The organism is Butyricimonas synergistica DSM 23225 (genome assembly GCF_000379665.1).
GTDB classification, from domain to species: domain Bacteria; phylum Bacteroidota; class Bacteroidia; order Bacteroidales; family Marinifilaceae; genus Butyricimonas; species Butyricimonas synergistica.
This window is the reverse complement of sequence record NZ_KB903359.1, coordinates 1,090,337-1,112,341: the sequence shown is the minus strand read 5'-3', so window position 1 is coordinate 1,112,341 and position 22,005 is coordinate 1,090,337. Positions and strand designations below refer to the sequence as shown.

Below are 22,005 nucleotides of genomic sequence, written 5' to 3'. Positions count from 1 at the left end.
ATTGATATTAAAAATTTAATTCTATCTTTGTTTTTTTAATAGGATGTCGGATATGTTAGATGAACAGAGTACGGTACAAAAATTAATAGCTGGTGATGTGGCGGCTTTTGAGGAAATATTCCGGGAGTATTCCCGGGAATTGTATTTTGTTGCGCTGGGGTTGAGTCATGATCCGGCGGTCGCAGAGGACGCCGTGCAGGAAAGTTTCGTGTATTTGTGGAGTCATCGAAAGCAGATAAATGTAAAACATTCGTTTGTAAGTTATTTGCGAAAGATGGTCAGAAATTATGTCCTGAATCAATTACGTCACCAGAAGGTTCGAGCCGAGAAAGAAGAAGATATTATCCGGGAGCAGATTTTCCTGAATGAAGAAGAAGAGGATATTACGCCGAAGATCGAGGCTATCCGGGCGGTGGTTGATTCTTTGCCGGAAGGATGTCGTAAAATATTTGTAATGGCTGTGATTGAAGGGACGAGTTATGCCGATACTGCTGCGTCGTTAGGTGTGGCTGTCAACACGGTGAAGTCCCAAGTAAGAATTGCTTATAAAAAGATAAAAGATTCAGTACAGAATAATCCTGATAATACGGCATTTACATTATTATTTCTACTTTTATTGAAAAAAATGTTGTAATCTTTTCACCCTTTCGAGAGGTTCGAGTGCATTAGTAATGTAACAATAATAAGGATGCATTCATGAAAACAAAAAATGAATTATTCGAGAAGTTATGGGAGGTATTGTATCCTGGGGATCCTCCCTGGGAGAAAAAGATAGATCCCGAGGTGCGGGAGGTAATAGAACATTTGTATGATCTGTCGGCGATGCCGGAACCTGATTATGCCGGGATCTGGAATCGGGTGATAAAAGACAAAGCTTTCAAGCGGCGGTATGTCTTGCGTAAAATGTTGAAGTATGCGGCTGTGATAGCCCTGCCTTTATTACTAGTATTGGGTGGGATATTCTTGTTGAATCAAGAGAGTACGGAAGTGGTACCCATGTCATACGAACGCCCTAAAAATGCGATCCTTCTGACCATGTCCGACGGTTCGGAATTGGACTTGCGGAAAGTACAACAGGAATACCTGACGAAAGAGAAAGTGGTGGAAATTCGACAAGATAGCACGAAAGGGTTGGTTTATGAAACGACGACGGATGACGACACTGTGCAACGGTATCACGTGCTTGAAATTCCGGTAGCCGCCGATTTTCGTTTACGGCTTTCCGACGGTTCCGTGGTATATCTGAATTCCGGCAGTAAGTTGAAATATCCGATTGCGTTCAAGGGAAGCGAGCGAAAAGTATTTCTGGAAGGAGAAGGGTATTTCGAGGTAGTGAAAGATGAAGCTCATCCCTTTAAAGTGGAAGTCCGAAACGTGGAAGTAGAGGTATTGGGTACGAGTTTCAATGTCAATGCTTACCCGGAAAAGCAGGGCGTGCAAACAACACTGGCGAATGGAAAAGTGAGGGTGACGAGTGGGGCGAAGCAGGTTGTGCTTTTGCCGGGAGAACAAGCATCTTGTCTGGATGGCAGTATCGACGTGAAGAAAGTGGATGTGCGGGAGTTTACGAGTTGGAAGGATGGGTTATTTATTTTTAACCGAATGTCGCTGAAAGAGATCATGCAACAGATGGAACGCTGGTACGGCTTGCGGATCGTGTTCTTTGACAGCGAGATCGAGAAATATACTTTTACCGGGATGATCGACAAGAATCTGCCGGCGGAGGAAACTTTTAAGGTGATAGAAAAGGTGGTAGATGTCCATTTTTCGTTGAAAGGAGGGAATGTCATTGTTACGAAATTAAAATAGAAAACTACCGATAGCTGTTGGTAGCGGCTATCGGCAGATTCATCAGAATCCGGTGTCTTGTTGGTAGCAAGTCCGGATATTGTCTAACTTCAAAGTTCAAATTTATGAAAAAAAAGCAATTACACGTTGCTCGATCAGGATTTTTATGGCAAAAAATGCTTCGTGTTATGAAATTAACGTTTTTTATTTTGTGCGTGTGCTTTATACACGTGAGTGCGACAACGTATTCTCAGCAGCAGAAAGTGTCGCTGAAGTGCGAGAATGAGATTCTTTCAAAAGTGTTGAAAGAATTGGAGAAACAGACGAACCTGTACTTCTTTTTCAATGACAAGGTGCTGGACGTGGAGCGTAAAGTTTCACTTTCGGTGAAGGATAAGGAGTTGGATGAAGTATTGGGAAAGTTATTGGGAAAAGATTACCGGTGGGAGATTATGAATAACTTGATCGTGGTGACTTTCAACCCGGTAAAGGACGAGAAGAAGGAGATAAGGATCGTGGGAAAGGTGACGGACGAGAAGAAATTGCCGTTGGCTGGCGTGACGATTTTGGTGAAAGGATTAACTATCGGTACTGCCACGGATGTGAATGGGAAGTATGCCTTGACGTTGCCACAGATGGATGATTTTTCTTTGCTTTTTTCATTTCTTGGTATGGAAACTCAAGAAGTGAAATACAAGGGGAAGGATACGATCAACGTGGTATTGCGGGAGGATGTCAAGAGTGTGGAAGAAGTGGTTGTGACGGGATACGCCAATATCAAAAAATCCAGTTTTACCGGTTCTGCCACGCAAGTGAGCCGGGAGGAGATTTTGAAAGTGTCTTCTTTCAACTTGATAAGTGCCTTGGCTGTATTTGATCCCTCGTTACGGCTGGTCAAAAATAACGAAATGGGTTCCGACCCAAATACCTTGCCGGAGTTTTACGTACGGGGACGTTCGGGAATAGCTAGCGTGAAGGAATTGGACGAGATGGGAAGTTCTTCTAGTGTTACTAAATTTGCGTTGACAAACAATCCGAATATTCCTATTTTTATTTTGGATGGTTTCGAGGTGAGTGTTGAAAAAGTGTATGATTTTGATATTAACAGGATTGCTAATATTACGATTCTGAAAGATGCGGCGGCGACTGCCATGTATGGTTCCCGGGCTTCCAATGGGGTAATCGTGATAGAATCGGTAGCTCCGACCCCGGGAGAGTTAAGGGTTAGTTATAGCGGGAATTTGAGTATTACCGCCCCGGATTTGTCCTCTTATAATTTGATGAATGCCAAGGAAGCTTTGGAAGCAGAGGTTGCTGCCGGATTGTTTGATTATGATCCGGGCATAACTTATCAAGATGCGATATCGCAGATACGGATTAATAATGGATATTATTTGCAAAAATTAAACAAGGTTGCTAAGGGGGTGGATAATTATTGGTTATCGCAGCCTTTGCGGACGGAGGTTAACGCTAACCATAGCGTTTATGTGGAGGGGGGAAGCGAGAGCGTGCGTTTTGGTGTAGATTTGCGTTATAATAATCAAAACGGAGTTATGAAGGATTCTTACCGGAATCGGTTAGGAGCCGGGGTCGCTTTGGATTACCGGTATAAAGGATTGCAGGTAAGGAATCAAACTACCTTTGATATCACGCGTACGAAGGATTCGCCTTACGGTACTTTTGCCGATTATACTCGGCGCCACCCGTATGACGAATGGGTGGATAAAGATGGTAATTATGTAACGACGTTACCTAGCTACGGTCTCACTGGAACAATTGAGAAAAATCCCTTGTACGAGGCTACATTGGAAAATTATTCTAAATCGGGATACAAGGATTTGACTAATAATTTGACGGTAAATTGGTATATCAATAATTTCTGGCAAATTAAAGGGCAGTTGGCTCTAAATTATAACATTTCGGATACGGACAAGTTCACGGACCCGGCTTCTTCTACTTACAGTGCGACGGCTTCCGCTTTCACCAAGGGTGAGCGCAATCTGACTGAAACGAAGAGTTTTGGATGGAACGTGAATCTATTCACGTCGTATAACCGGAGTTTGGGAAAGCATAATATCAATCTGTCGGTGGGTATCAACCTGAAGGAGGATCAGAGATCGTTCGAGGAGTCCGCGTACAAAGGTTTTCCCAATGCCAAACGTCATGCGATATCTTATGCTTACGAGATCGTGAAGAAGCCCACGGTGACGGATAATAAAACCCGTTTGTTAGGTTTCTTTACTACGTTGAATTATAGTTATAATGACATTTATTTGTTTGATTTTTCTTTCCGGGGTGACGGTTCGTCAGAATTCGGGAATGACAAGAAATGGGGACCTTTCTGGTCTTCCGGTGCCGGGGTGAATATTCATAAATATGCGTTTGCTGAAGAATGGAAGTTTTTGGATCAATTGAAGGTGAAAGCTACTTACGGGCAGACGGGTAAGTTGAATTTCCCGCCTTATGCTGCCCGTCATTCTTTTGAAACGAAACTGGACCAATGGTATCCTACCGGGATTGGGGCAACTTTGATTGCCATGGGAAACGATAAACTGACATGGGAGAAAACGCTTTCTTGGGATTTGGGAATGGAAGTCGGTGTTTTTCATGGAATTTTGTACGGTCGATTTAACTGGTACAACCGGAAGACGATAGACGGCATCACGGATGTTTCTTTACCGGCTTCCGCTGGGTTCTCCAGTTACAAGAGCAATGCCGGAGAGATTCAGAACAGGGGTATGGAGTTTTACTTGAACGTGAAACCTTATACTTCCAAGAAATTGGATATCGTGGTGTACGGTTCTCTGTCACATAATGAAAATAAGATTTTAAAGTTGTCCAAGGCGTTGGAAGAGTATAATGACCGGGTGGACGAGCATTTTAAGGATTATAAAGAAGCTAATTCCAATTCACCGTTGACCTCTATTTTGTGGACATCGGATGATAACCGGAAGTTTTCAAAACCGGTGATGAAATACGAGGTGGGTAATTCGACGACAGCAATTTACGGTATGAAGTCGAAAGGGATAAATCCGGCTGACGGACAGGAAATTTATCTCAATCGCGACGGGTCAATTAGTTACGAGTGGTCGACTTACGAGCAACAAAAGATCGGGGACACGGAGCCCTGGGGAAACGGTTCGTTGGGTATTAATGTGCGTTTTATGAACTTTACTTTCTATACGACATTTATGTTTGAATTCGGCGGTGATAAGTATAACCAAACGTTGGTAGATAACGTGGAGAATGTCAACTTGTGGCGGAATAACGCCGATCGCCGGGTACTTTCCCAACGTTGGCAAAAGCCGGGTGACGTGACTTCTTTGAAATCCTTGAAAGATCGTTATTATGTTACCCGACCGACTTCCCGGTTCGTGCAAAAGGATCGGACTTTGACGTTCAATTCATTGAACGTGGGATATGATTTCAGTCGGAGTTTGATTCAACGTATCGGTTTGGATATGCTAAGGCTTCAGTTTAGCATGAATGATATTGCCACGATTTCTTCTATCAAGCGGGAAATGGGGTTAAGTTATCCTTTTGCCAGAACCTTTACTTTTACTTTAAATGCAAGTTTCTAATCTAAAAATAGAGTGAAATGAAAATGAAAAGATTAATACAGTGGTTGTTGGCGGCGATGGTGATGACCTCGTGCAATGATTGGCTAGATATAAAGTCCGATAACGTGTTATTGGAAGAGGAGATTTTCGGTGATTATACCGGGGTGCAGATGGCAGTGAACGGCGTGTACCGGGAAATTAGTGTTACGGATTTGTACGGGAAGAACTTGAGCTGGGGATTCGCAAGCGCTTTGGCTTTGAATTACATTAATTCTGGGTTATCCTCGGATTTGGCGGAAGCTTCTAATCGGAATTGGAAAAATTCCAGTGTACTGGATGTGACGGAAAAGACTTGGGCTAAAGCTTATAACGTGATAGCCAGTTGCAATAATATTATACAGCAAGTGGAGAAAAAAGACAGTTCTTTTTTTTATAACAAGGATGTGGAGAAGCAGTTGATACTTGCCGAGATGCGTGGGGTGCGGGCGTTGCTGCATTTTGATATGTTGCGTTTGTTTTGTCCGGTTCCTTCCTCCAAAAACCAAGGTGATCCGGCAATCCCTTACGTGACGAAATACCCGGATCACCAACCCATGCGTATGACCATGGAACAAGTACTCGAAAATATTGTTTCGGATATGGAGTTCGCGCAAGAGAAGTTAGGACCTTTGGATACCTTGAAATTCGAGAAATGGACGAAAGGGAGGCAGCATCGTTTCATGTCGGGAGCCCATGAAACCCCGTTAGGAGGGGATGATTTTTTGAATTACCGGGGAACGCGCATGAATTATTGGGGGGCTACCGCTTTGTTGGCACGGATATATATGTGGATGGGCAACGAGGAGATGGCTTACAAAAATGCCGCAATAATTAAACGATTTGTGGACGTAAAGGGGTGGTTTAAGTGGACAGGAGCTAGTCAGCATGGGGATGTTAGCGCATATCCAGAATATTCGGATCCTAAACGATGGGAAGAGCTTCTGTTGGGATTCTATAATAAGGATAATCTGGACAATTTTGAGAAGGCAATCTTGTCTCCTGAGTCTTTCAAGATGAATGAAATGGAAAAACTTTTCGGGTCGGAAACGGATGATTATCGTTATAAATTTTATAACCGGTATGATAATGATCGCCGTTATCTGGTATGGGAACGTCCGGTAGCATCTTCAAGTAATACGAGTGGTACTGTAACCACACAAATTACTTACCAGTGTCCGCTTATCCCCATAGTCCGTTTCCCGGAGATGTATCATATCATGATCGAGTGTCTGATTAACAAGAAAAAGATCGTGGAAGCAAAGGAATTGTTTTCCACTTTGAGAAACCAGCGAGGTGTGAAAGAATATGTTTTGCCGGATGATCCGGATGATTTGAAAGAAAAGTTGGTGAACGATATGATTCGCGAAGGATTGACGGAAGGACAAACGTTTTTTATGTATAAGCGATTGAATCATGGCATTTTTAACGGGGATAAGGATATTCCAATGACGGCGGATAAGTTTATAGCAGAATATCCTAATAATGAAACGTCGTATTAATTTAATAAAAGAATTTATGAAACGAATATTATTAATATTAGGAGTGTTGTATCTTTTTTCCGGTTGTGAACGAGAGCATATCATGACTTATGGCAATGATGCTTATATTCAGTTCACGGGCAAGATGACAGATTCTTTGGAGTTTTCTTTTACTTTTTACCCGAACAAGGATACGATAGAGTATCCTTTGGGTGTGAAATTGGTCGGGAAACCGGAAGATCGGGAGAGAGAGTATAAGGTCGTTGTCGTGGATGATTACACGACGGCTACCTCGAAGAATTATATATTGCCAGAACGTTGTATGCTGGAAAAAAATGAGGAACGAAGCGAGTTGGTGATAAAGTTAATAAAAACTCCGGATTTGCAAACGGCACCGGTAAGATTGACCGTTCGTCTGGAACCGACTCGAGATTTTATGCTTGGGGAGACATCTCATACCGCTCGAATCATTTGGATAAATGACAAGATTTCTCGACCGGATTGGTGGAATAGTACGATCGTGAATAGTTATTTGGGGAGTTATTCTGATGAAAAGTACCGGTTGTTCATTGAGGTTACCGGTCTCGGATATTTGGATTCGGACGATACTGCGGCTTGTCGTTATAACGCGTTGCTCTTGAAAAAGTATTTGAATGAAAAAAAGGCAAACGATGAAACCGTGTACGAGAAAGACGGACACACGGAAATGACCGTGACTGTAATTGGAGGTTGACTAAATGGAATATATGATGAAAAAAGCGATTATATTTTTTGGAATAGTGTTTTCGTGGTTATTTAGCGGATGCTATGAGGACAAGGGAAACTATGATTATATTGAAGTAAACGAGGTGACGGTTACCGTGAAACCGGAGGGTACGTACACGATTTACGGTTATCTTGGGGAAGAACTTACAGTTGCCCCGAGGTTAACATTTCAAAATCCGTCGGATACATTGGAGTTTGATTACACGTGGAAACTTGACACAACGGTTATTTCACATGAACGCGTGTTGAAATACACACATGAAGGGGTATGTAAGATTTATGCTCTTGATCTATTCGTGACGGATCGGAAGTCCGGGCAGGTATATACCGGTTCGGTGTCTCTGCAGATCGATTCTCCGTATAAGTATGGGTTTGCCCTTTTGACTGAAAAGAGTAATGGAGCGACAGAACTTCATTTTTTGCGATTGGAAAAGCCTGAGAACAGCCCGTATTATTATACTCCTTTTTATAATCTTTATAGTTCCTTGTATCCGGATGATCCTTTAGGGCGGAAACCGTTTTATATTGCGGAGAATTTCACTACTCCGAATAAGGGTGGAGATGAGTTGACGATACTTCAGAAAGAGGGGGGATGTGTTTCTTTGAACGGGGCGTTGTTAAATAAAGAAGTTGCCTTGGAAGATGAGTTTTATGGTGGTTATCCGGAGGGCGTGTATCCGAAGTTGTTGGCGTTTTGTAGTTCTATCGATGTGATGATAGGGGATGACGGGAAAGCTTATTCCCGGTATATTTATCCTAAAGCCACTCAACCGGACGGTTTTCATTTGGCTCGTTTTATGAGTATACCCTTTGATTTTGACAAGGCAAATACTTATATTGACAGGATCATTCCCGCTCATTTTTGGGCTGGTTTATTGTTGATGCATGATAAAGCGAATAACCGGTTTGTGGCTATTTCTACCAATGGTGATCCGACATCAGGGAAACAGTGTGAAATTCAGGATAATTCGGCAAATTCCGATGAGTTTGTAAACTTGACAAATTTTGGCGAATATTCTTTGGTTTGGGTGACCACTTACGAGGACGGTGCTTACGGTAGTGGGAATTATCGGTGTGTATTCAAAAAGGGGGATGAATTTTATGTTCAAAATTTCACGTTGGCCAAGCAATATAGTTCTACGAATATTAACTTGTCAAATAAAGGTAAGTGGCGGTTTGAAGGTTCTGATAAAGTATCTGATCGCACGGTGTATGCTCTGCAGAGAAATGGAAAGTATATGTACTTTGCTGAAGGGAAGTCGTTATACTGTTGTGAGTTTCGTAATGAAACCGGAGGGATGAGACAGATCGTGTATCCGATACATGATTTTGACAGGAATGTTACACATTTAACTCGGGATTATAATGGCGAACGGTTGTTGATTGCGTTGGAAGGAGGAAAATTCTTTATATTCCACTCGATAGATCAGGTGTTGGGTTCACCCGATCCATGGGCTGCGGGAAATATGTATGAATCACCCGATGATGTTGATCTGGGAGAGATCAAACAGGTGATATTTAAGTACGGGAATTTTTCGAATAGTAGTGGATCAAGTGCCCCGTGGTAATATATTTTGAGTAGGGGTTTTTACCCCTACTCTTGAAAAACAATTTTTTAGGTTTACAAGATATAAAGCCAAAATATTCTTTTGGCAGGGAATGTTGTGTTGTTTATGTATTAAATTTATGCAAGAATCTATTTTAAAAATTGAACATTTGTCCCACCGTTATAATATTCAATGGGCGGTAAGGGATATTAGTTTTGAAATTCCTAAGCGAGGGATTTACGGGTTGCTCGGCTCCAACGGGGCGGGTAAGTCGACCACGATGAATATTATCTGTGGGGTTATCAAGCAAACCGAGGGGAAGGTTTATATTCAGGGCATAGATGCCCGAAAGTCATCGATTGACGCGAAACGTCATATCGGTTTTTTGCCTCAAAAGCCGCCTTTGTACGGGGATTTGACCGTGGAGGAGTTTTTACGTTATTCAGCCCGTTTGCGCTGGGTGCCGAGTAGGAAACAGAAGTCTGCCGTGGAAGAAGTTCTATCCCGTTGTGGTATCACTCATTTCCGACAACGTTTGATAAAAAATCTTTCCGGGGGATACCAACAGCGCGTGGGAATAGCGCAAGCCATAATCCATAAACCCGACATCGTGATATTTGATGAGCCGACGAACGGATTGGATCCTAATCAAATAATGGAGGTGCGTCATTTGATAAAGGATATAGCGCAAGAGCGCACGGTTATTCTTTCCACTCATATTTTGCCGGAGGTGCAAGCAACTTGCGATCATATCATGATGATTGAGCAGGGAAAGCTTGTTTTCATGGGTAGCGTGGATGAATTTGATAATTATATAGTTCCTAATACGCTCTATCTTTCTATCGTGGATCCTCCTGCCGTGGAAGTATTGAATAGTTTAGAAAACGTGTTGGGCGTGGAAGAATTAGGAGAGAGGAAATTCCGTGTCCGTTTTAATGATGCTCAAGGAGCTATTGATGATATTGTAAAGCAATGCGCGATTCATGATTGGCATTTATCTGAAATTAGAGTGGAGAAAAGTTCTTTGGATAAAATATTCGCGGAATTATCTAAAAAAGTACAATAAAAGAGTAGGGTTATGTTTAAAATGATATTTAATATAGCGAAAACGGAGTTACAGATGTTGTTTTATTCTCCTGTCGCGTGGTTTATATTGGTTGCTTTCGGCATACAAGCCGGATTGCAGTTTGCCGGTCAACTTCAGAATACCGTGTCTTCCCAAGAAATGGGATATATTCCTTATGGATGCACGCAACGCCTTTTCTCGGTTTACTGGGGTGGTGTTTTCGTGATTATGCAGAAGTATTTGTATTATTACATACCTCTTTTGACCATGGGGTTGGTTAGTAAGGATTTGAGTAGTGGGGCTATTCGTTTATTGTATTCTTCCCCGATCACTAATTTTCAGATTATCGTGGGTAAGTTTTTCTCTATGATGATTTACGCCTTCGTTATGATTGGTGTACTTTTTTTACTTGTTTTATGTAGCTGGGGCTTTGTCAAGGATTTTGATTTTCCCTTGGTGTTGACCGGATTGTTGGGGTTATATTTATTAATTTGTGCTTATGCGGCAATCGGTATTTTTATGTCTTCGTTAACATCATATCAAATTGTCGCGGCAATTGGCACATTGGCGGTGTTGATGATCTTGAACATGATCGGCGGATGGTGGCAAGAATATGATTTTGTACGGGATGTAACTTATTGGCTGGCGATATCCGGACGATGTGGTAAATTCGTGAACGGGTTAATTTGTAGCGAGGATTTGCTTTATTTTATCATCGTTATATGCTTGTTCCTGGCATTGACGATTATTCGTTTGAATGCCGTAAGACAAAAAATCCGTTTTTCTATTACCGTGGGGAAGAATCTTGGGGTGATTTTTTTATGTTGTTTTTTAGGTTATCTTTCTTCGCTTCCTCCAATGAAGGTGTATTGTGACGTGACGGAAACCAAACAGAACACGTTGACACTCAATAGCCAGGAAATTGTGGCTAAATTGGATGGAGGGGTGACGATTACTACTTATATTAATGTCCTGGAGCCTGGTGGATCATGGTTTGCGGCATACAACTTTTTGAAGCCGGATATGGAGCGTTTTGATCAATATTTGCGTTTCAAGCCGGATATGAAATTGAAATACGTGTATTATTATGATGAAACCCCGAATCCAGATTTGGATAGACGTTTCCCGGGTAAAACGTTGCGAGAAAAGATGTGTGAAGTATGTAAGGTGTATGGATTGGATTCAAATAGATTCATGAGCCCGGAAGAAATTCGTGCAAAAATTGATTTATCGGGAGAAAAAAATACTTTTGTCCGTCAAATTGTACGGGAGAATGGTGAGAAAGCGTGGTTAAGGATATATAATGATATGCAGCGTTTCCCGACGGAACGGGAGATTTCAGCTGCCTTTAAACGGATGGTGATGAAACTTCCGGTCGTGGGGATGGTCGAGGGACATGGGGAACGGAGTTGCGAAGGTGGAAAAGATCGGGATTATAGTTTGTTCGCGAGCGAAAAAACCTTCCGTAACGCTTTGATGAACCAGGGATTTGACGTGGAACGTGTTTCTTTGGGCAGGGGAATACCGGAAAATATCAATATCATTGTGATTTCTGATATGCGTGAATGGTTGACTCCGGAAGAAGAGCTTAATTTGCAGCAATATATTGAACGTGGCGGAAATTTATTTATCTTGGGAGAACCCAAGCGTCGAGAGGTCATGAATCCACTCTTCGCCAAGTTCGGTTTCGAGATGACAGATGGCGTGTTGGTTAAGCGGGATTCAAACCTCCAGGCGGATGTGATTCTTTCTTATCCGACGAAAGAAGCCGTTGATAGTATTTCTTATGAATTCGAGCGTATGTATACGCGTAAATTCGTGTTGTCGACACCGAGTGTCGCGGGGTTGGAACAAGTTGCTGATAAGGGATATAAAGTGATTCCCATGTTCAAGACGGATACAACCGGTGTTTGGAATGAATTGGAAACGACTGATTTTGTTGATGGCGTAGTCCGTTTGAATCCTTCGATAGGGGAGGTAGAAAAGCATTATTCCACGGTCGTGGCATTGTCTAAAAGTGTTGGGGATAAAGTACAGAAAATTGTTTTAACGGGTGATGCGGATTGTATCAGTAATGGCGAATTTGGACGAAGGCTTGCCGGGAAGCAGGCATCGAATTATACGTTGATCACGGGAGTTTTTTGTTGGTTATCAAATGGGGAGGTGCCGATTGATATAAGACGTCCCGATTTGCCGGATGATAAAGTGTATGTGAATAGAACGGGATATGAGGTGGTTAAATGGTCGTTTGTAGCTATTTTGCCCATGCTCTTGGCTTTCGGGGGGATTTTTATTTGGATTCGTAGAAAAGGCAGATAGGTTGAGTGGTGAATTGGGGGATTCGTAAATAGCAGATAAGATAGATAATTAATTTAGTGATTATTGTGAGATGAAGAGATGGCTTATAGTTTTATTTCTGGGAATGATTTCCATACAGTTGGTGTATGCCCAAGGTAAATCGCTCCACCAGTTACAACAGGAGTTCGTGGACTTGCGTTTCGGTATGTTTATTCATTTTAATATGCCGACTTATTTTAATGAAGATTGGCCTGATCCGGATGCTTCGCCTGCACTTTTCAATCCGACCAAATTGGATTGTAAGCAATGGGCGAAAGCGGCGAAGTCGGCAAATATGACTTATGGGTGTTTGACCACGAAGCATCATAGCGGATTCTGTATTTGGGATACCAAAACTACTGATTATAGTGTCATGAGTAGCCCGTTTAAGCGTGATGTGGTGAAAGAATATGCCGATGCTTTCCGGGCTGAGGGATTGAAAGTGATGCTTTACTATTCTATACTGGATATGCATGCCCGGTTGCGCCCACATTGTATCACCCCGAAACACGTGGAGATGATCAAAGAGCAGATTCGTGAATTGCTCACGAATTACGGGGAAATTAGTGCTTTGATTATTGATGGGTGGGATGCTCCATGGTCTCGTATCTCGTATGATGAGATTCCTTTTGAAGATATTTATCGTTTGGTTAAATCGCTCCAACCCGATTGTCTGGTGATGGATTTGAATGCCGCTAAGTATCCGGCGGAAGCGTTGTTCTACACGGATATAAAATCTTACGAGCAGGGGGCGGGACAACATATTTCCAAAGAATCCAATCGTTTACCGGCATTATCTTGTTTGCCGTTGCAAGCCAATTGGTTTTGGAAAGAAAGTTTTCCTTCCACGGCAGTGAAGAATCCGGAAAGCATGGTGAACGAGAATATTATTCCGATGGGGAAGGTATATTGTAATTTTATTTTGAATGTAGCACCCAATAGGGAAGGGCTTATGGATGCTAATGCGTTGAAAGCACTGAAAGAAATCGGTAAACTCTGGAAGAATGATGGTCAAGTAGCTATACTCCCCGAAACAGAGGCTCCGATTATTTCTTCCAATATAGCCAAATTCAAACCTGCCGAAGGAGGATGGAGTAGTGATTATGCTATAATGGATTTTGCTAATGACGATAATTTCGGTACATGTTGGAATTCTAATCCAGAGGTAAAAACTCCATGGTTGACCGTAGTTCTTGGTCGGGAACAACCTTTCAATATGGTGGTTATCACGGAACGAAACAACGATTGTATGCAGGAGTATCGTATAGAGTATCGCGTAAATGGCGTGTGGAAAACAATTTACGAGGGAAAGGTTCTCGCGAGCTCTCGGGTGAAAATTCATCGTTTTGACACCGTGTGGGGAGATGCCGTGCGAATAACAGCGTTGAAGTTTAACGGGACGCTTTCGATAGCAGAGTTTGGCGTTTATTGTGAACGTTGCAGATTTTAGTTGTTAATATGTGTTCCACCTAAAAGACTTCTTGTCGAGAATTATTGATTTCCAATTATTTTGATAAAAGAAATAAAGTGCATATCTTTGAATATCGGCGGTGAAAGCCTTTTTGAGTGTTTCTTGAAAGTAGCTGGTTTCCATATTTCAGTACCACACACGTTTTATCCATGGACACTCCTCGCCAGCTACTTTCTTTTTTTATTTTATGCCGTAGTTTGTCCATTGTGTTCCTTTATTGTGTATTTTTGGAAAAAATAGGCTTGCTATGGAATATTGTCTTAATATCCGGATGAACGGTAACGTCGTGATGACTTGTTGTTCCGTACACCTAAGACGCTGTCCAACCTGTTCTCGGAATACGGCTTCCCGAGTCCCTTGCAGGTAATCCACGGGCGGGTGGAGGCAGAAACCAAACGCTTGTTGCTCTACACGAGTAAAAGTGCGAAAGAGATCGGCTCGATTCTGGGATTTGAGGATATTGCCGCCTTTAGCCGTTTTTTCAAGAAAATGACGGGGAAAGCATTTCCGAGTACCGGAAAAAGGAAAAACAGGAATAATCGCCAACTTATACAGAAAAATTGCCATTCTCTCGTTGATTGTAATCGATTGGTAGCCAAACATTGATTAAGGGACAAAAAAACACTGTATTTCAAGTGAAATACAGTGTTTTTGCGGTTCGGACGGGACTCGAACCCGCGACCCCATGCGTGACAGGCATGTATTCTAACCAGCTGAACTACCGAACCAATCTTTGAATACAGGGAGGAATAACCGCTGTTATTCCTGTTTGCGGTTGCAAATATAGTACTTGTTTTTGATTCTACAATAGGGAAGGGGAAAATTTTAGTGATTGTAACATTCATGAGATGTTCCTGTGGCAGGAAATGGATTCGATGGTTTGTTATATGATTAGTAGATAGTTATATGGCTATTTATTTCATTTGGCTTTAATAGGTAATATGTGTGAATTTGTTAAATTATATTTTTACACAATTTTTGTTTGTATTTTCTGTAACGTTTTTACAAGCGTTACCGTATTTTCAGGTACTATAAAGAAGCTATATATTAGCAAATAATCGACAAAATTATAAATAATGTAGAGAGTATGAAAAAGACATTTTTTATGCTGCTGGTAGTGGTATTGCCTTTACTCACTTCAGCACAACAGGCAAAAGAGACCGTAATAGTGGAAGAAGAAGCCGGTTCATGGCGGGGATTCGTAACTAATCGCTTCTGGGACAATTGGTTCATTTCGGCTGGAGCTGGTGGACAGGTCTATTTCGGGGAACAAGATCAGCATAGCCGCTTCGGGCGGCGTATAAGCCCGTCGTTTGATATTGCTGTGGGTAAGTGGTTTCTGCCGACTTTCGGAGTGAGAGTGCAAGCCGGGGGATTTAACTTGAAGGGAAGGACGAACGATCCTAATAATATTTATGCCGAAGGGGCAGCCGATGCCCGCGGGCTGTATAAACAGGACTGGGACGAGTTTAATGTACATGTTGACGGTTTGGTGAATCTTGCCAACTGGATTGGCGGGTATCGCACGGATCGTTTTTATGAAACGGTGTTCCTTGCCGGATTCGGTATGATACATGCTTACACGGGCGGCGGTAGTACTAAATTTATGTTTGTGAGTGGTATTAATAATAAGTTCCGAATCTCGAATGCTTTTGATTTTAACGTGGAGATCAGGGGACATTTGGTGCCGCAGGAATTTGACGGACAGACGGATCGCCACAGAGGTGAAGGGTTAGTGAGCTTAACAGCCGGGTTTACTTACAAATTTAAAGACCGTTTTTTCAAGAAAGCAAAGAATGAAAAGGTGATCGTTAACACGGGTGTTTCTCCCGAGATGTTGACGGCGGCAGAAGCCCGCTTGGCAGATGCTATTCGTCGTGCCGACAAGTTGCAGAGCGAATTGGATCAGGCTCGCCAGAAACAACCGGTAGCAAAACAAGAGGTGAAGACTCCTGCTTTGTACGTGTTCTTCGCGATAAACAAGGCAAATCTTGATAAGCGCCAACTGGAAAACCTGAAATCTTATGCCGAGGTGATTAAAAATTCACCGAGTAAGAAATATAAAGTGTACGGTTATGCCGATAAAGCCACGGGTTCAGTTGCGTTCAACCAAGCGTTGAGTGAGAAACGGGCTCGTAGTGTTGCCGATGCTCTGGTTAAGAAATTCGGGGTGAATGCCAGCCAACTTGAAGTTGTCGGTAAAGGTGGAGTCAGTGACTTCTCTGACAAAGTTATGAACCGGGTGGTTATCGTTGAATAACTAGAGAGGGTTTACTATATATCAAGATTAGGGAATCTCATTAAAACAGGGCGGATGCGTTTTAACGTGTCCGTTCTGTTTTACCTGTTTTTTAACTTTTTGCTTTCAGCTTTTAATTGTAACTTTGCATCTTGAATAATTAAAAAACAAAGAGATGATAACAAAGAATAAGCATGTAACCGTGAGCTACGAGCTGAGAACGGCAGCGGATGCAGAACCCATCGAGATTGCGGATGCCAGTACGCCGCTGGAATTTATTTGCGGGCAAGGGCAGACGCTTGAATATTTCGAGATGAATCTGTTGAACTTGAATACCGGAAATTCTTTCGATTTCCATATTCCGGCAGCAAACGGTTACGGTGAGGTGAACGAGGACATGATTGTAGATTTGCCTAAAGATATATTTGCCGAGGTCGAGGAAGGTGAGTTGCAACCCGGGAACGTGTTGCCCATGCAGGATAGCCTGGGACGCCATTTGAACGGTACGATTGTCGAGGTTGGGGAAGATACTGTGAAGATGGATTTCAATCACCCGATGGCTGGCAAGGATTTGTATTTTAAAGGCAAGGTGTTGGCCGTGAGAGATGCTACCGACGAGGAATTGGAAGCATTGCATTCACACAAGTGTGGCGGATGTCACGGTTGTGGTTCTGACAACGGTGGATGCGGTTCCGGTTGTAGTGACGGTTGCTGCCACTGATCTAATTGAAAATGCAAAATTGAAAATGGAAAATTAGGGTTCTCGTGATCTTGGTTTTCCATTTTTGCTATATTTGAAGTTCTAATAAACCGTTGGAAATTGCACGATTGATTATGATTCCTTCATTTTCAATTTTCAATTTTCAATTTTCAATTGAACCAAATGAATACGATCGGGAAGTTATACACGTTGACATCATTCGGGGAATCGCACGGGGAGGCGATGGGAGGAGTTATTGACGGTTGTCCGGCGGGATTTGTTTTATCGACGGATGAGGTGCAATGGGAACTCGACCGGCGCAGACCGGGACAGTCGGATTTGACAACCGAGAGGAAGGAGGAGGATAAGGTGGAATTGCTTTCCGGTATCCTCGAGGGGGTGACGACGGGGATGCCGATCGGTTTTATCGTGCGCAACCGTGACCAGCGGAGCCGGGATTATGAAGAGATGAAAGACGTGTTCCGTCCGTCGCACGCGGATTTTACACTGGAAAAGAAATACGGAATCCGGGATTACAGGGGCGGGGGACGTTCGTCGGCACGCGAACACGTGGCACGTGTGGTGGCGGGAGCGATAGCCAAGCAAATACTCCGTACCCGGGGAGTTTCCGTGCAGGGGTACACGTCACAGATCGGTCACGTGGAGTTGGATAAACCGTACACAGGGTTGGATTTAAGCCGGGTTGATGCGAATGCGGTTCGTTGCCCGGACGAGAAGCTGGCAGGGGAAATGGAGGATTTGATACGGAAGGTGAAAGCGGAAGGGGATAGTATCGGAGGGGTGGTGAGTTGCGTGATACGGGGTATTCCGGCAGGCGTGGGTGAACCTGTTTTCGACCGTTTCCAAGCTCGTTTGGGGCATTATATGATGGGTATAAATGCTGCCAAAGGATTCGAGTACGGGGAAGGTTTTCGGGCTGCTGCCATGCGGGGAAGCGAGCATAATGATGTTTTCACGATAGCGGACGGGCTGGTGAAGCCGTTGACCAATCATGCCGGAGGCATATTGGGTGGCATTACAAGCGGGGAGGATGTTTATTTCCGGGTGGCTTTCAAGCCCGTGGCGACGATAGGACGGGAACAGCGGACGGTAGACCTTTCGGGCAAGGCGGTCCTTTTCTCGGCACACGGGCGGCATGACCCGTGCGTTGTGCCTCGTGCCGTTCCGGTAGTGGAAGCTATGGCTGCCATGTTGGTGCTGGACATGATGCTGGAAGCGGGACGGGGGAATTTTTAGTCGCCCGATTGTTTGATTTGGACGTAATCTTTATTACTTTTGTAGAAATTAAATATCAATTGTTATGGCAAGTATAAGAAGATTGAAGAAAGATGTTGATTACTTGACTTTCGCGGTAATCGCTGATTGTATGAATTATAATTCCACCACGGAGAAGAATGACCCGGAGGTTGTCAATATCGTGAAGGATATGGTTGAATATAGGAATGAAGTAAGAAGCAAAATTTCTAATCGTAAGGCATTTAACGACAAGAAGGAAGCGAAAGCATATTATAAAGGAATTTCAATTGAGTTGTTGAAGACGGTAGATGGTGAGTTTACTCGTTTGAGCGAGGTTATTAAAAAAAATGCTTAGTTCACGATAGCCAGAGCTGCCGTGGAAAAGTAAGAGCTAAAAACTAAAAGTTTAAAGCTAAAAGGTTCAGGGCTATCCGAAAGTAAACAATCGGTAGCCCTTTTTTAATTATGCAGGACGAGATCATATTACCGGGAATCGGGAAAGTGAAGGTAAGACGGGGGATGAATATCCGTTTTCTCTCGGTGCGTATCGCCCCGGGCAGAGGGGTGTGGGTAAACGTTCCTTACGGGGTGAGCGGGCGACAGGTGGAAGAGTTTGTCGTTTCGCAACAGGAATGGATCAGAACAAATCTCGCGAAGATACAAACTTACGAAAAAGACACGGGGGTGGGATTAGGCATGGATTCCGAGGTGAAAACGAAGTTCCACGTGTTGAAAGTGCTCGCTTGCGACGATGCCCGTCCCCATTATAAGATAGAGGGCAAGGAGATTCGCTTGTATATTCCCCGGAACACGGATTACAAGAAGATAGCCCCTTACGTGGAGAATTTTTTGATAGAGATATACCGTATGGAGAGTAAACGCTATTTGCCGGGCAGGGTGAAAGAGCTTGCCGAGCGTTTCGGTTTCCGGTACCGGGAATTGTCTTTCCGCAATAATATATCGAATTGGGGGAGTTGTTCGTCGGAAGATAATATCAGTTTGAACGTGAAACTCATGAAGTTGCCGGACGAGATCATTGATTACGTTATCCTGCACGAGCTTTGCCACACGGTGGAAAAGAACCATTCTGCCGATTTTTGGGCGTTGATGAAGAAAGTTTGTCCCGATTGTATGAAACTTCGAGAGCGGTTGCGACAGTATAATACACGGGTATAAAAGATAAATTATGGAAGAGAAATATTGTTACCGGTATCCTCGCCCGTCAGTGACTACCGATTGTGTGATTTTCGGTTTTGACGGACAGAAACTGCAAGTGTTGCTTATCGAGCGGGGCGGAGAGCCTTTCAAGGGAAGCTGGGCGTTTCCCGGGGGCTTCCTGAATATGGACGAAACCGTGGAGGAATGTGCCGCACGGGAGTTGGAGGAGGAAACCGGACTGAAGGATGTTTTCGTGGAGCAATTTCATGCCTTTTCCGCGGTGGACAGGGATCCCCGGGGAAGAACGATCACGGTGGCTTTTTATGCTTTGGTGAATTCCCGCGGGATGAAAGTTTCGGGACAGGATGATGCGGCGGATGCCCGTTGGTTTGATGTCCGCGAATTGCCTCCCCTGGCTTTCGACCACGAGGATATGTTCCGTCGGGCATTGCAGCAGTTGAGGTTGAAAGTATACCTGCAAGTGAGCGGTTTCGAGCAACCAGATAAGCGTTTCGAGGCGTTTGATTTGAAGAAAGTGGAAATGTTAATACTTGATAAAATGAGTTCCTATGGAAAGATTGAAAATTATTGAGGCGGATATAACTACGTTGGACGTGGATGCCATCGTGAATGCTGCCAATTCTTCCTTGTTAGGAGGTGGTGGTGTCGACGGGGCAATTCATCGTGCCGCGGGAAAGGAGTTGCTGGCGGAATGCCGCACTTTGGGCGGATGCAAGACCGGCGAGGCGAAGATCACGAAGGGGTATCGCTTGAAAGCCAGGCACGTAATTCATACCGTGGGACCGGTTTATTCCGATGGGCGCCACGGGGAACCGGAGCTTTTAGCCGCGTGTTATCGCAATAGTCTTGCCGTGGCAGCTGAAAATGGATTGAAGACCGTGGCATTTCCCCTGGTTAGCACGGGTGTTTACGGTTACCCGATGGAAGATGCCGCCCGGATCGCGCTCCGGGAGATCGTGACATTCCTGATAAAACATCCGGAGTTTGAGCAGGTTATCGTGGCTTGTTTCAATCGCCGGGCTCGTGAAATCGTGGAGGATGCAAAATTGAACATGGAAATTTAAAATCCTTCTCTCGTGAGGTGTATTATTTGTATCTTCGCGAGAGAGATTTACAAAAACATACTAGATATATTATGCAAGAACTTGTAAAAGAGGTACGTGACGTGTTGGCGGAGGTGAAATACCCCGGGACATCGAAAAGTATCGTGGCACTGGATATGGTGCAGAATATTAAGGTAGAAGACGGGAACGTGAGCTTCCGTTTGGTTTTCCAGAAAGCGAACGACCCGTTCATTGGTGCCGTGAGCAAGAAATGCGAGGCTTTGCTGAAAGAGAAGCTGAATTATTCGGGGGTGAAGATTGAAACGGTTTTCGTGCATGACTTGGAAAAACCGTTAGCTTTAGAGAAAGTGAAACATATTATTGCCGTTTCTTCCGGGAAAGGGGGCGTCGGTAAATCTACCGTTGCTTCCAATTTGGCTGTTGCCTTGGCTAAATTGGGGTATAAAGTGGGTTTGGTGGATGCGGATATCTTTGGTCCTTCCATCCCGAAAATGTTCGCTTGTGAAGATGCCAATCCTTACATGGTTGAGGTTGGCGGGAAAGAATTGATAAATCCCGTGGAAAAATACGGGGTGAAATTGCTTTCTATCGGTTTCTTCGTTGATCCCAACTCCGCTACCGTGTGGAGAGGCCCGATGGCTTCCAATGCCTTGAAACAGATGGTGGAAGAAGGTTTTTGGGATGAGTTGGATTTCATGTTGATAGACCTTCCCCCGGGAACGAGTGATATTCACTTGACGCTGGTGCAGACGGTAGCCTTGAGCGGGGCGATCGTGGTAAGTACCCCGCAGCAAGTGGCGTTGGCAGATGCCATAAAAGGTATCAACATGTTTGAATCCCCGGGCATACAAGTTCCCGTGTTGGGATTGGTGGAGAATATGTCTTGGTTTACTCCTGCCGAATTGCCGGATAATAAATACTACATTTTCGGTAAAGAAGGTGCCAAGAAACTGGCTGACGAGAGGGGTATGCGTCTGTTGGGACAAATTCCTATCGTGCAGAGTATCATGGAGGGAGGAGAGGCCGGTACTCCCGTGGCTCTGGACGAGAATACCATTACCGGACAGGCATTCCGTGATTTAGCCCGCCATGTTGTCGAGGCGGTCGAGGAAACCGGGGAAACGACTCACCGGGTGAGAGTAACGAAATGATGTGAAGAATGAAGGTTTATAAAGTTGCCAATATCTGCATTTTGATGCTTGGCAACTTTATAAACCTTCAAAAAAAGTATGACCTTTTACTACTGAAGTCCCGTAGTAATTCTACCGAAGTCCCAAGGAAGATATAACATGCGCACGTTCTATGAACCAATTTGCTATAATGTTTCTATATGTGAGATTATAGCATCTCTACGGCATCAACGGAGCGAGAACGTGAGAGGGATATGATTATCTTGGTTCTTCAGTGTGTTTTCTGTGGGATTTGGGTATTTAACAATACTTTATGCAGGCTACCTCTAATCCATAAAAAGTAGTCCAAATTATGGTTTTGCCATTTAATTTGTTATATTTGCGA

The 22,005-nt window shown here is 43.6% G+C and carries 17 protein-coding genes, 1 tRNA gene and 1 pseudogene; 18 read left to right on the top strand and 1 reads right to left on the bottom strand.

The annotated features are described in order from the left end of the window. The first annotated feature begins 52 nt into the window (after positions 1-52). The 10 genes and pseudogenes from A3CY_RS0104860 to A3CY_RS0104810 form a co-directional block, all read left to right on the top strand. Positions 53-634, top strand: a complete 582-nt coding sequence (locus A3CY_RS0104860) for an RNA polymerase sigma factor (protein ID WP_026207316.1) — start codon at positions 53-55, stop codon at positions 632-634. Between the two features lie 62 nt (positions 635-696). Beyond that, a complete protein-coding gene (locus tag A3CY_RS0104855; protein ID WP_018336781.1) occupies positions 697-1,809 on the top strand; it encodes a FecR family protein in 1,113 nt (370 codons plus the stop codon). 167 nt (positions 1,810-1,976) lie between these two features. After that, positions 1,977-5,369: a SusC/RagA family TonB-linked outer membrane protein gene (locus A3CY_RS0104850; RefSeq protein ID WP_018336780.1), complete on the top strand. Its 3,393-nt coding sequence runs from the start codon at positions 1,977-1,979 to the stop codon at positions 5,367-5,369. A 23-nt stretch (positions 5,370-5,392) separates the two neighbouring features. Further along, entirely contained in the window at positions 5,393-6,886 is a 1,494-nt protein-coding gene (locus A3CY_RS0104845) for a RagB/SusD family nutrient uptake outer membrane protein (protein ID WP_081619446.1), read from the top strand. Positions 6,887-6,902: 16 nt separating this feature from the next. After that, positions 6,903-7,598, top strand: a complete 696-nt coding sequence (locus tag A3CY_RS0104840) for a DUF4843 domain-containing protein (protein WP_018336778.1) — start codon at positions 6,903-6,905, stop codon at positions 7,596-7,598. Positions 7,599-7,614: 16 nt separating this feature from the next. After that, positions 7,615-9,198, top strand: coding sequence for a PKD-like family lipoprotein (locus A3CY_RS0104835; RefSeq protein ID WP_169503557.1), 1,584 nt, complete (start codon positions 7,615-7,617; stop codon positions 9,196-9,198). A gap of 118 nt (positions 9,199-9,316) precedes the next feature. Continuing rightward, entirely contained in the window at positions 9,317-10,243 is a 927-nt protein-coding gene (locus tag A3CY_RS0104830; RefSeq protein ID WP_018336776.1) for an ABC transporter ATP-binding protein, read from the top strand. A 12-nt stretch (positions 10,244-10,255) separates the two neighbouring features. Further along, positions 10,256-12,562, top strand: coding sequence for a Gldg family protein (locus A3CY_RS0104825; protein ID WP_018336775.1), 2,307 nt, complete (start codon positions 10,256-10,258; stop codon positions 12,560-12,562). A 70-nt stretch (positions 12,563-12,632) separates the two neighbouring features. Then, positions 12,633-14,030 (top strand): alpha-L-fucosidase, encoded by a 1,398-nt coding sequence (locus A3CY_RS0104820; protein WP_026207314.1) that lies wholly within the window; start codon positions 12,633-12,635, stop codon positions 14,028-14,030. A 312-nt stretch (positions 14,031-14,342) separates the two neighbouring features. Then, positions 14,343-14,590 (top strand): annotated as a pseudogene (locus A3CY_RS0104810) (helix-turn-helix domain-containing protein); the annotation flags it as partial. Between the two features lie 115 nt (positions 14,591-14,705). Here the strand turns inward: A3CY_RS0104810 and A3CY_RS0104805 are convergent. Further along, a tRNA-Asp gene (locus A3CY_RS0104805) sits at positions 14,706-14,779 on the bottom strand. A 359-nt stretch (positions 14,780-15,138) separates the two neighbouring features. On the opposite strand from A3CY_RS0104805, the gene A3CY_RS0104800 reads away from it, so the two are divergent. The 8 genes from A3CY_RS0104800 to A3CY_RS0104765 all read left to right on the top strand — a co-directional run bounded on the left by A3CY_RS0104800 (position 15,139) and on the right by A3CY_RS0104765 (position 21,641). Next, positions 15,139-16,311, top strand: a complete 1,173-nt coding sequence (locus A3CY_RS0104800; RefSeq protein ID WP_026207312.1) for an OmpA family protein — start codon at positions 15,139-15,141, stop codon at positions 16,309-16,311. Positions 16,312-16,465: 154 nt separating this feature from the next. Continuing rightward, the gene (locus A3CY_RS0104795) at positions 16,466-17,011 is read left to right on the top strand and encodes an FKBP-type peptidyl-prolyl cis-trans isomerase (protein WP_018336771.1); all 546 of its coding nucleotides are present in this window, start codon (positions 16,466-16,468) and stop codon (positions 17,009-17,011) included. 162 nt (positions 17,012-17,173) lie between these two features. Beyond that, entirely contained in the window at positions 17,174-18,247 is a 1,074-nt protein-coding gene (aroC, locus tag A3CY_RS0104790) for a chorismate synthase (RefSeq protein ID WP_018336770.1), read from the top strand. Between the two features lie 64 nt (positions 18,248-18,311). Further along, positions 18,312-18,602: a hypothetical protein gene (locus A3CY_RS0104785; RefSeq protein WP_018336769.1), complete on the top strand. Its 291-nt coding sequence runs from the start codon at positions 18,312-18,314 to the stop codon at positions 18,600-18,602. Between the two features lie 110 nt (positions 18,603-18,712). Beyond that, entirely contained in the window at positions 18,713-19,423 is a 711-nt protein-coding gene (locus tag A3CY_RS0104780; protein ID WP_018336768.1) for a M48 family metallopeptidase, read from the top strand. 10 nt (positions 19,424-19,433) lie between these two features. Beyond that, positions 19,434-19,997 carry an NUDIX domain-containing protein gene (locus A3CY_RS0104775; protein WP_018336767.1) on the top strand — a complete coding sequence of 188 codons (564 nt, stop codon included), beginning with the start codon at positions 19,434-19,436 and terminating at the stop codon, positions 19,995-19,997. Beyond that, positions 19,975-20,490, top strand: a complete 516-nt coding sequence (locus tag A3CY_RS0104770) for an O-acetyl-ADP-ribose deacetylase (protein ID WP_018336766.1) — start codon at positions 19,975-19,977, stop codon at positions 20,488-20,490. Before A3CY_RS0104775 ends, A3CY_RS0104770 begins: the two co-directional genes overlap by 23 nt. Positions 20,491-20,561: 71 nt before the next feature. Further along, positions 20,562-21,641 (top strand): Mrp/NBP35 family ATP-binding protein, encoded by a 1,080-nt coding sequence (locus tag A3CY_RS0104765; protein ID WP_018336765.1) that lies wholly within the window; start codon positions 20,562-20,564, stop codon positions 21,639-21,641. Positions 21,642-22,005 lie beyond the last annotated feature (364 nt).

Excerpts from the sequence above, each read along its gene's own strand:
- A3CY_RS0104860 (WP_026207316.1), top strand. The coding sequence starts at position 53 with ATGTTAGATGAACAGAGTACGGTACAAAAATTAATAGCTGGTGATGTG.
- A3CY_RS0104855 (WP_018336781.1), top strand. The coding sequence starts at position 697 with ATGAAAACAAAAAATGAATTATTCGAGAAGTTATGGGAGGTATTGTAT.
- A3CY_RS0104850 (WP_018336780.1), top strand. The coding sequence starts at position 1,977 with ATGAAATTAACGTTTTTTATTTTGTGCGTGTGCTTTATACACGTGAGT.
- A3CY_RS0104845 (WP_081619446.1), top strand. The coding sequence starts at position 5,393 with ATGAAAAGATTAATACAGTGGTTGTTGGCGGCGATGGTGATGACCTCG.
- A3CY_RS0104840 (WP_018336778.1), top strand. The coding sequence starts at position 6,903 with ATGAAACGAATATTATTAATATTAGGAGTGTTGTATCTTTTTTCCGGT.
- A3CY_RS0104835 (WP_169503557.1), top strand. The coding sequence starts at position 7,615 with ATGAAAAAAGCGATTATATTTTTTGGAATAGTGTTTTCGTGGTTATTT.
- A3CY_RS0104830 (WP_018336776.1), top strand. The coding sequence starts at position 9,317 with ATGCAAGAATCTATTTTAAAAATTGAACATTTGTCCCACCGTTATAAT.
- A3CY_RS0104825 (WP_018336775.1), top strand. The coding sequence starts at position 10,256 with ATGTTTAAAATGATATTTAATATAGCGAAAACGGAGTTACAGATGTTG.
- A3CY_RS0104820 (WP_026207314.1), top strand. The coding sequence starts at position 12,633 with ATGAAGAGATGGCTTATAGTTTTATTTCTGGGAATGATTTCCATACAG.
- A3CY_RS0104800 (WP_026207312.1), top strand. The coding sequence starts at position 15,139 with ATGAAAAAGACATTTTTTATGCTGCTGGTAGTGGTATTGCCTTTACTC.
- A3CY_RS0104795 (WP_018336771.1), top strand. The coding sequence starts at position 16,466 with ATGATAACAAAGAATAAGCATGTAACCGTGAGCTACGAGCTGAGAACG.
- aroC (WP_018336770.1), top strand. The coding sequence starts at position 17,174 with ATGAATACGATCGGGAAGTTATACACGTTGACATCATTCGGGGAATCG.
- A3CY_RS0104785 (WP_018336769.1), top strand. The coding sequence starts at position 18,312 with ATGGCAAGTATAAGAAGATTGAAGAAAGATGTTGATTACTTGACTTTC.
- A3CY_RS0104780 (WP_018336768.1), top strand. The coding sequence starts at position 18,713 with ATGCAGGACGAGATCATATTACCGGGAATCGGGAAAGTGAAGGTAAGA.
- A3CY_RS0104775 (WP_018336767.1), top strand. The coding sequence starts at position 19,434 with ATGGAAGAGAAATATTGTTACCGGTATCCTCGCCCGTCAGTGACTACC.
- A3CY_RS0104770 (WP_018336766.1), top strand. The coding sequence starts at position 19,975 with ATGGAAAGATTGAAAATTATTGAGGCGGATATAACTACGTTGGACGTG.
- A3CY_RS0104765 (WP_018336765.1), top strand. The coding sequence starts at position 20,562 with ATGCAAGAACTTGTAAAAGAGGTACGTGACGTGTTGGCGGAGGTGAAA.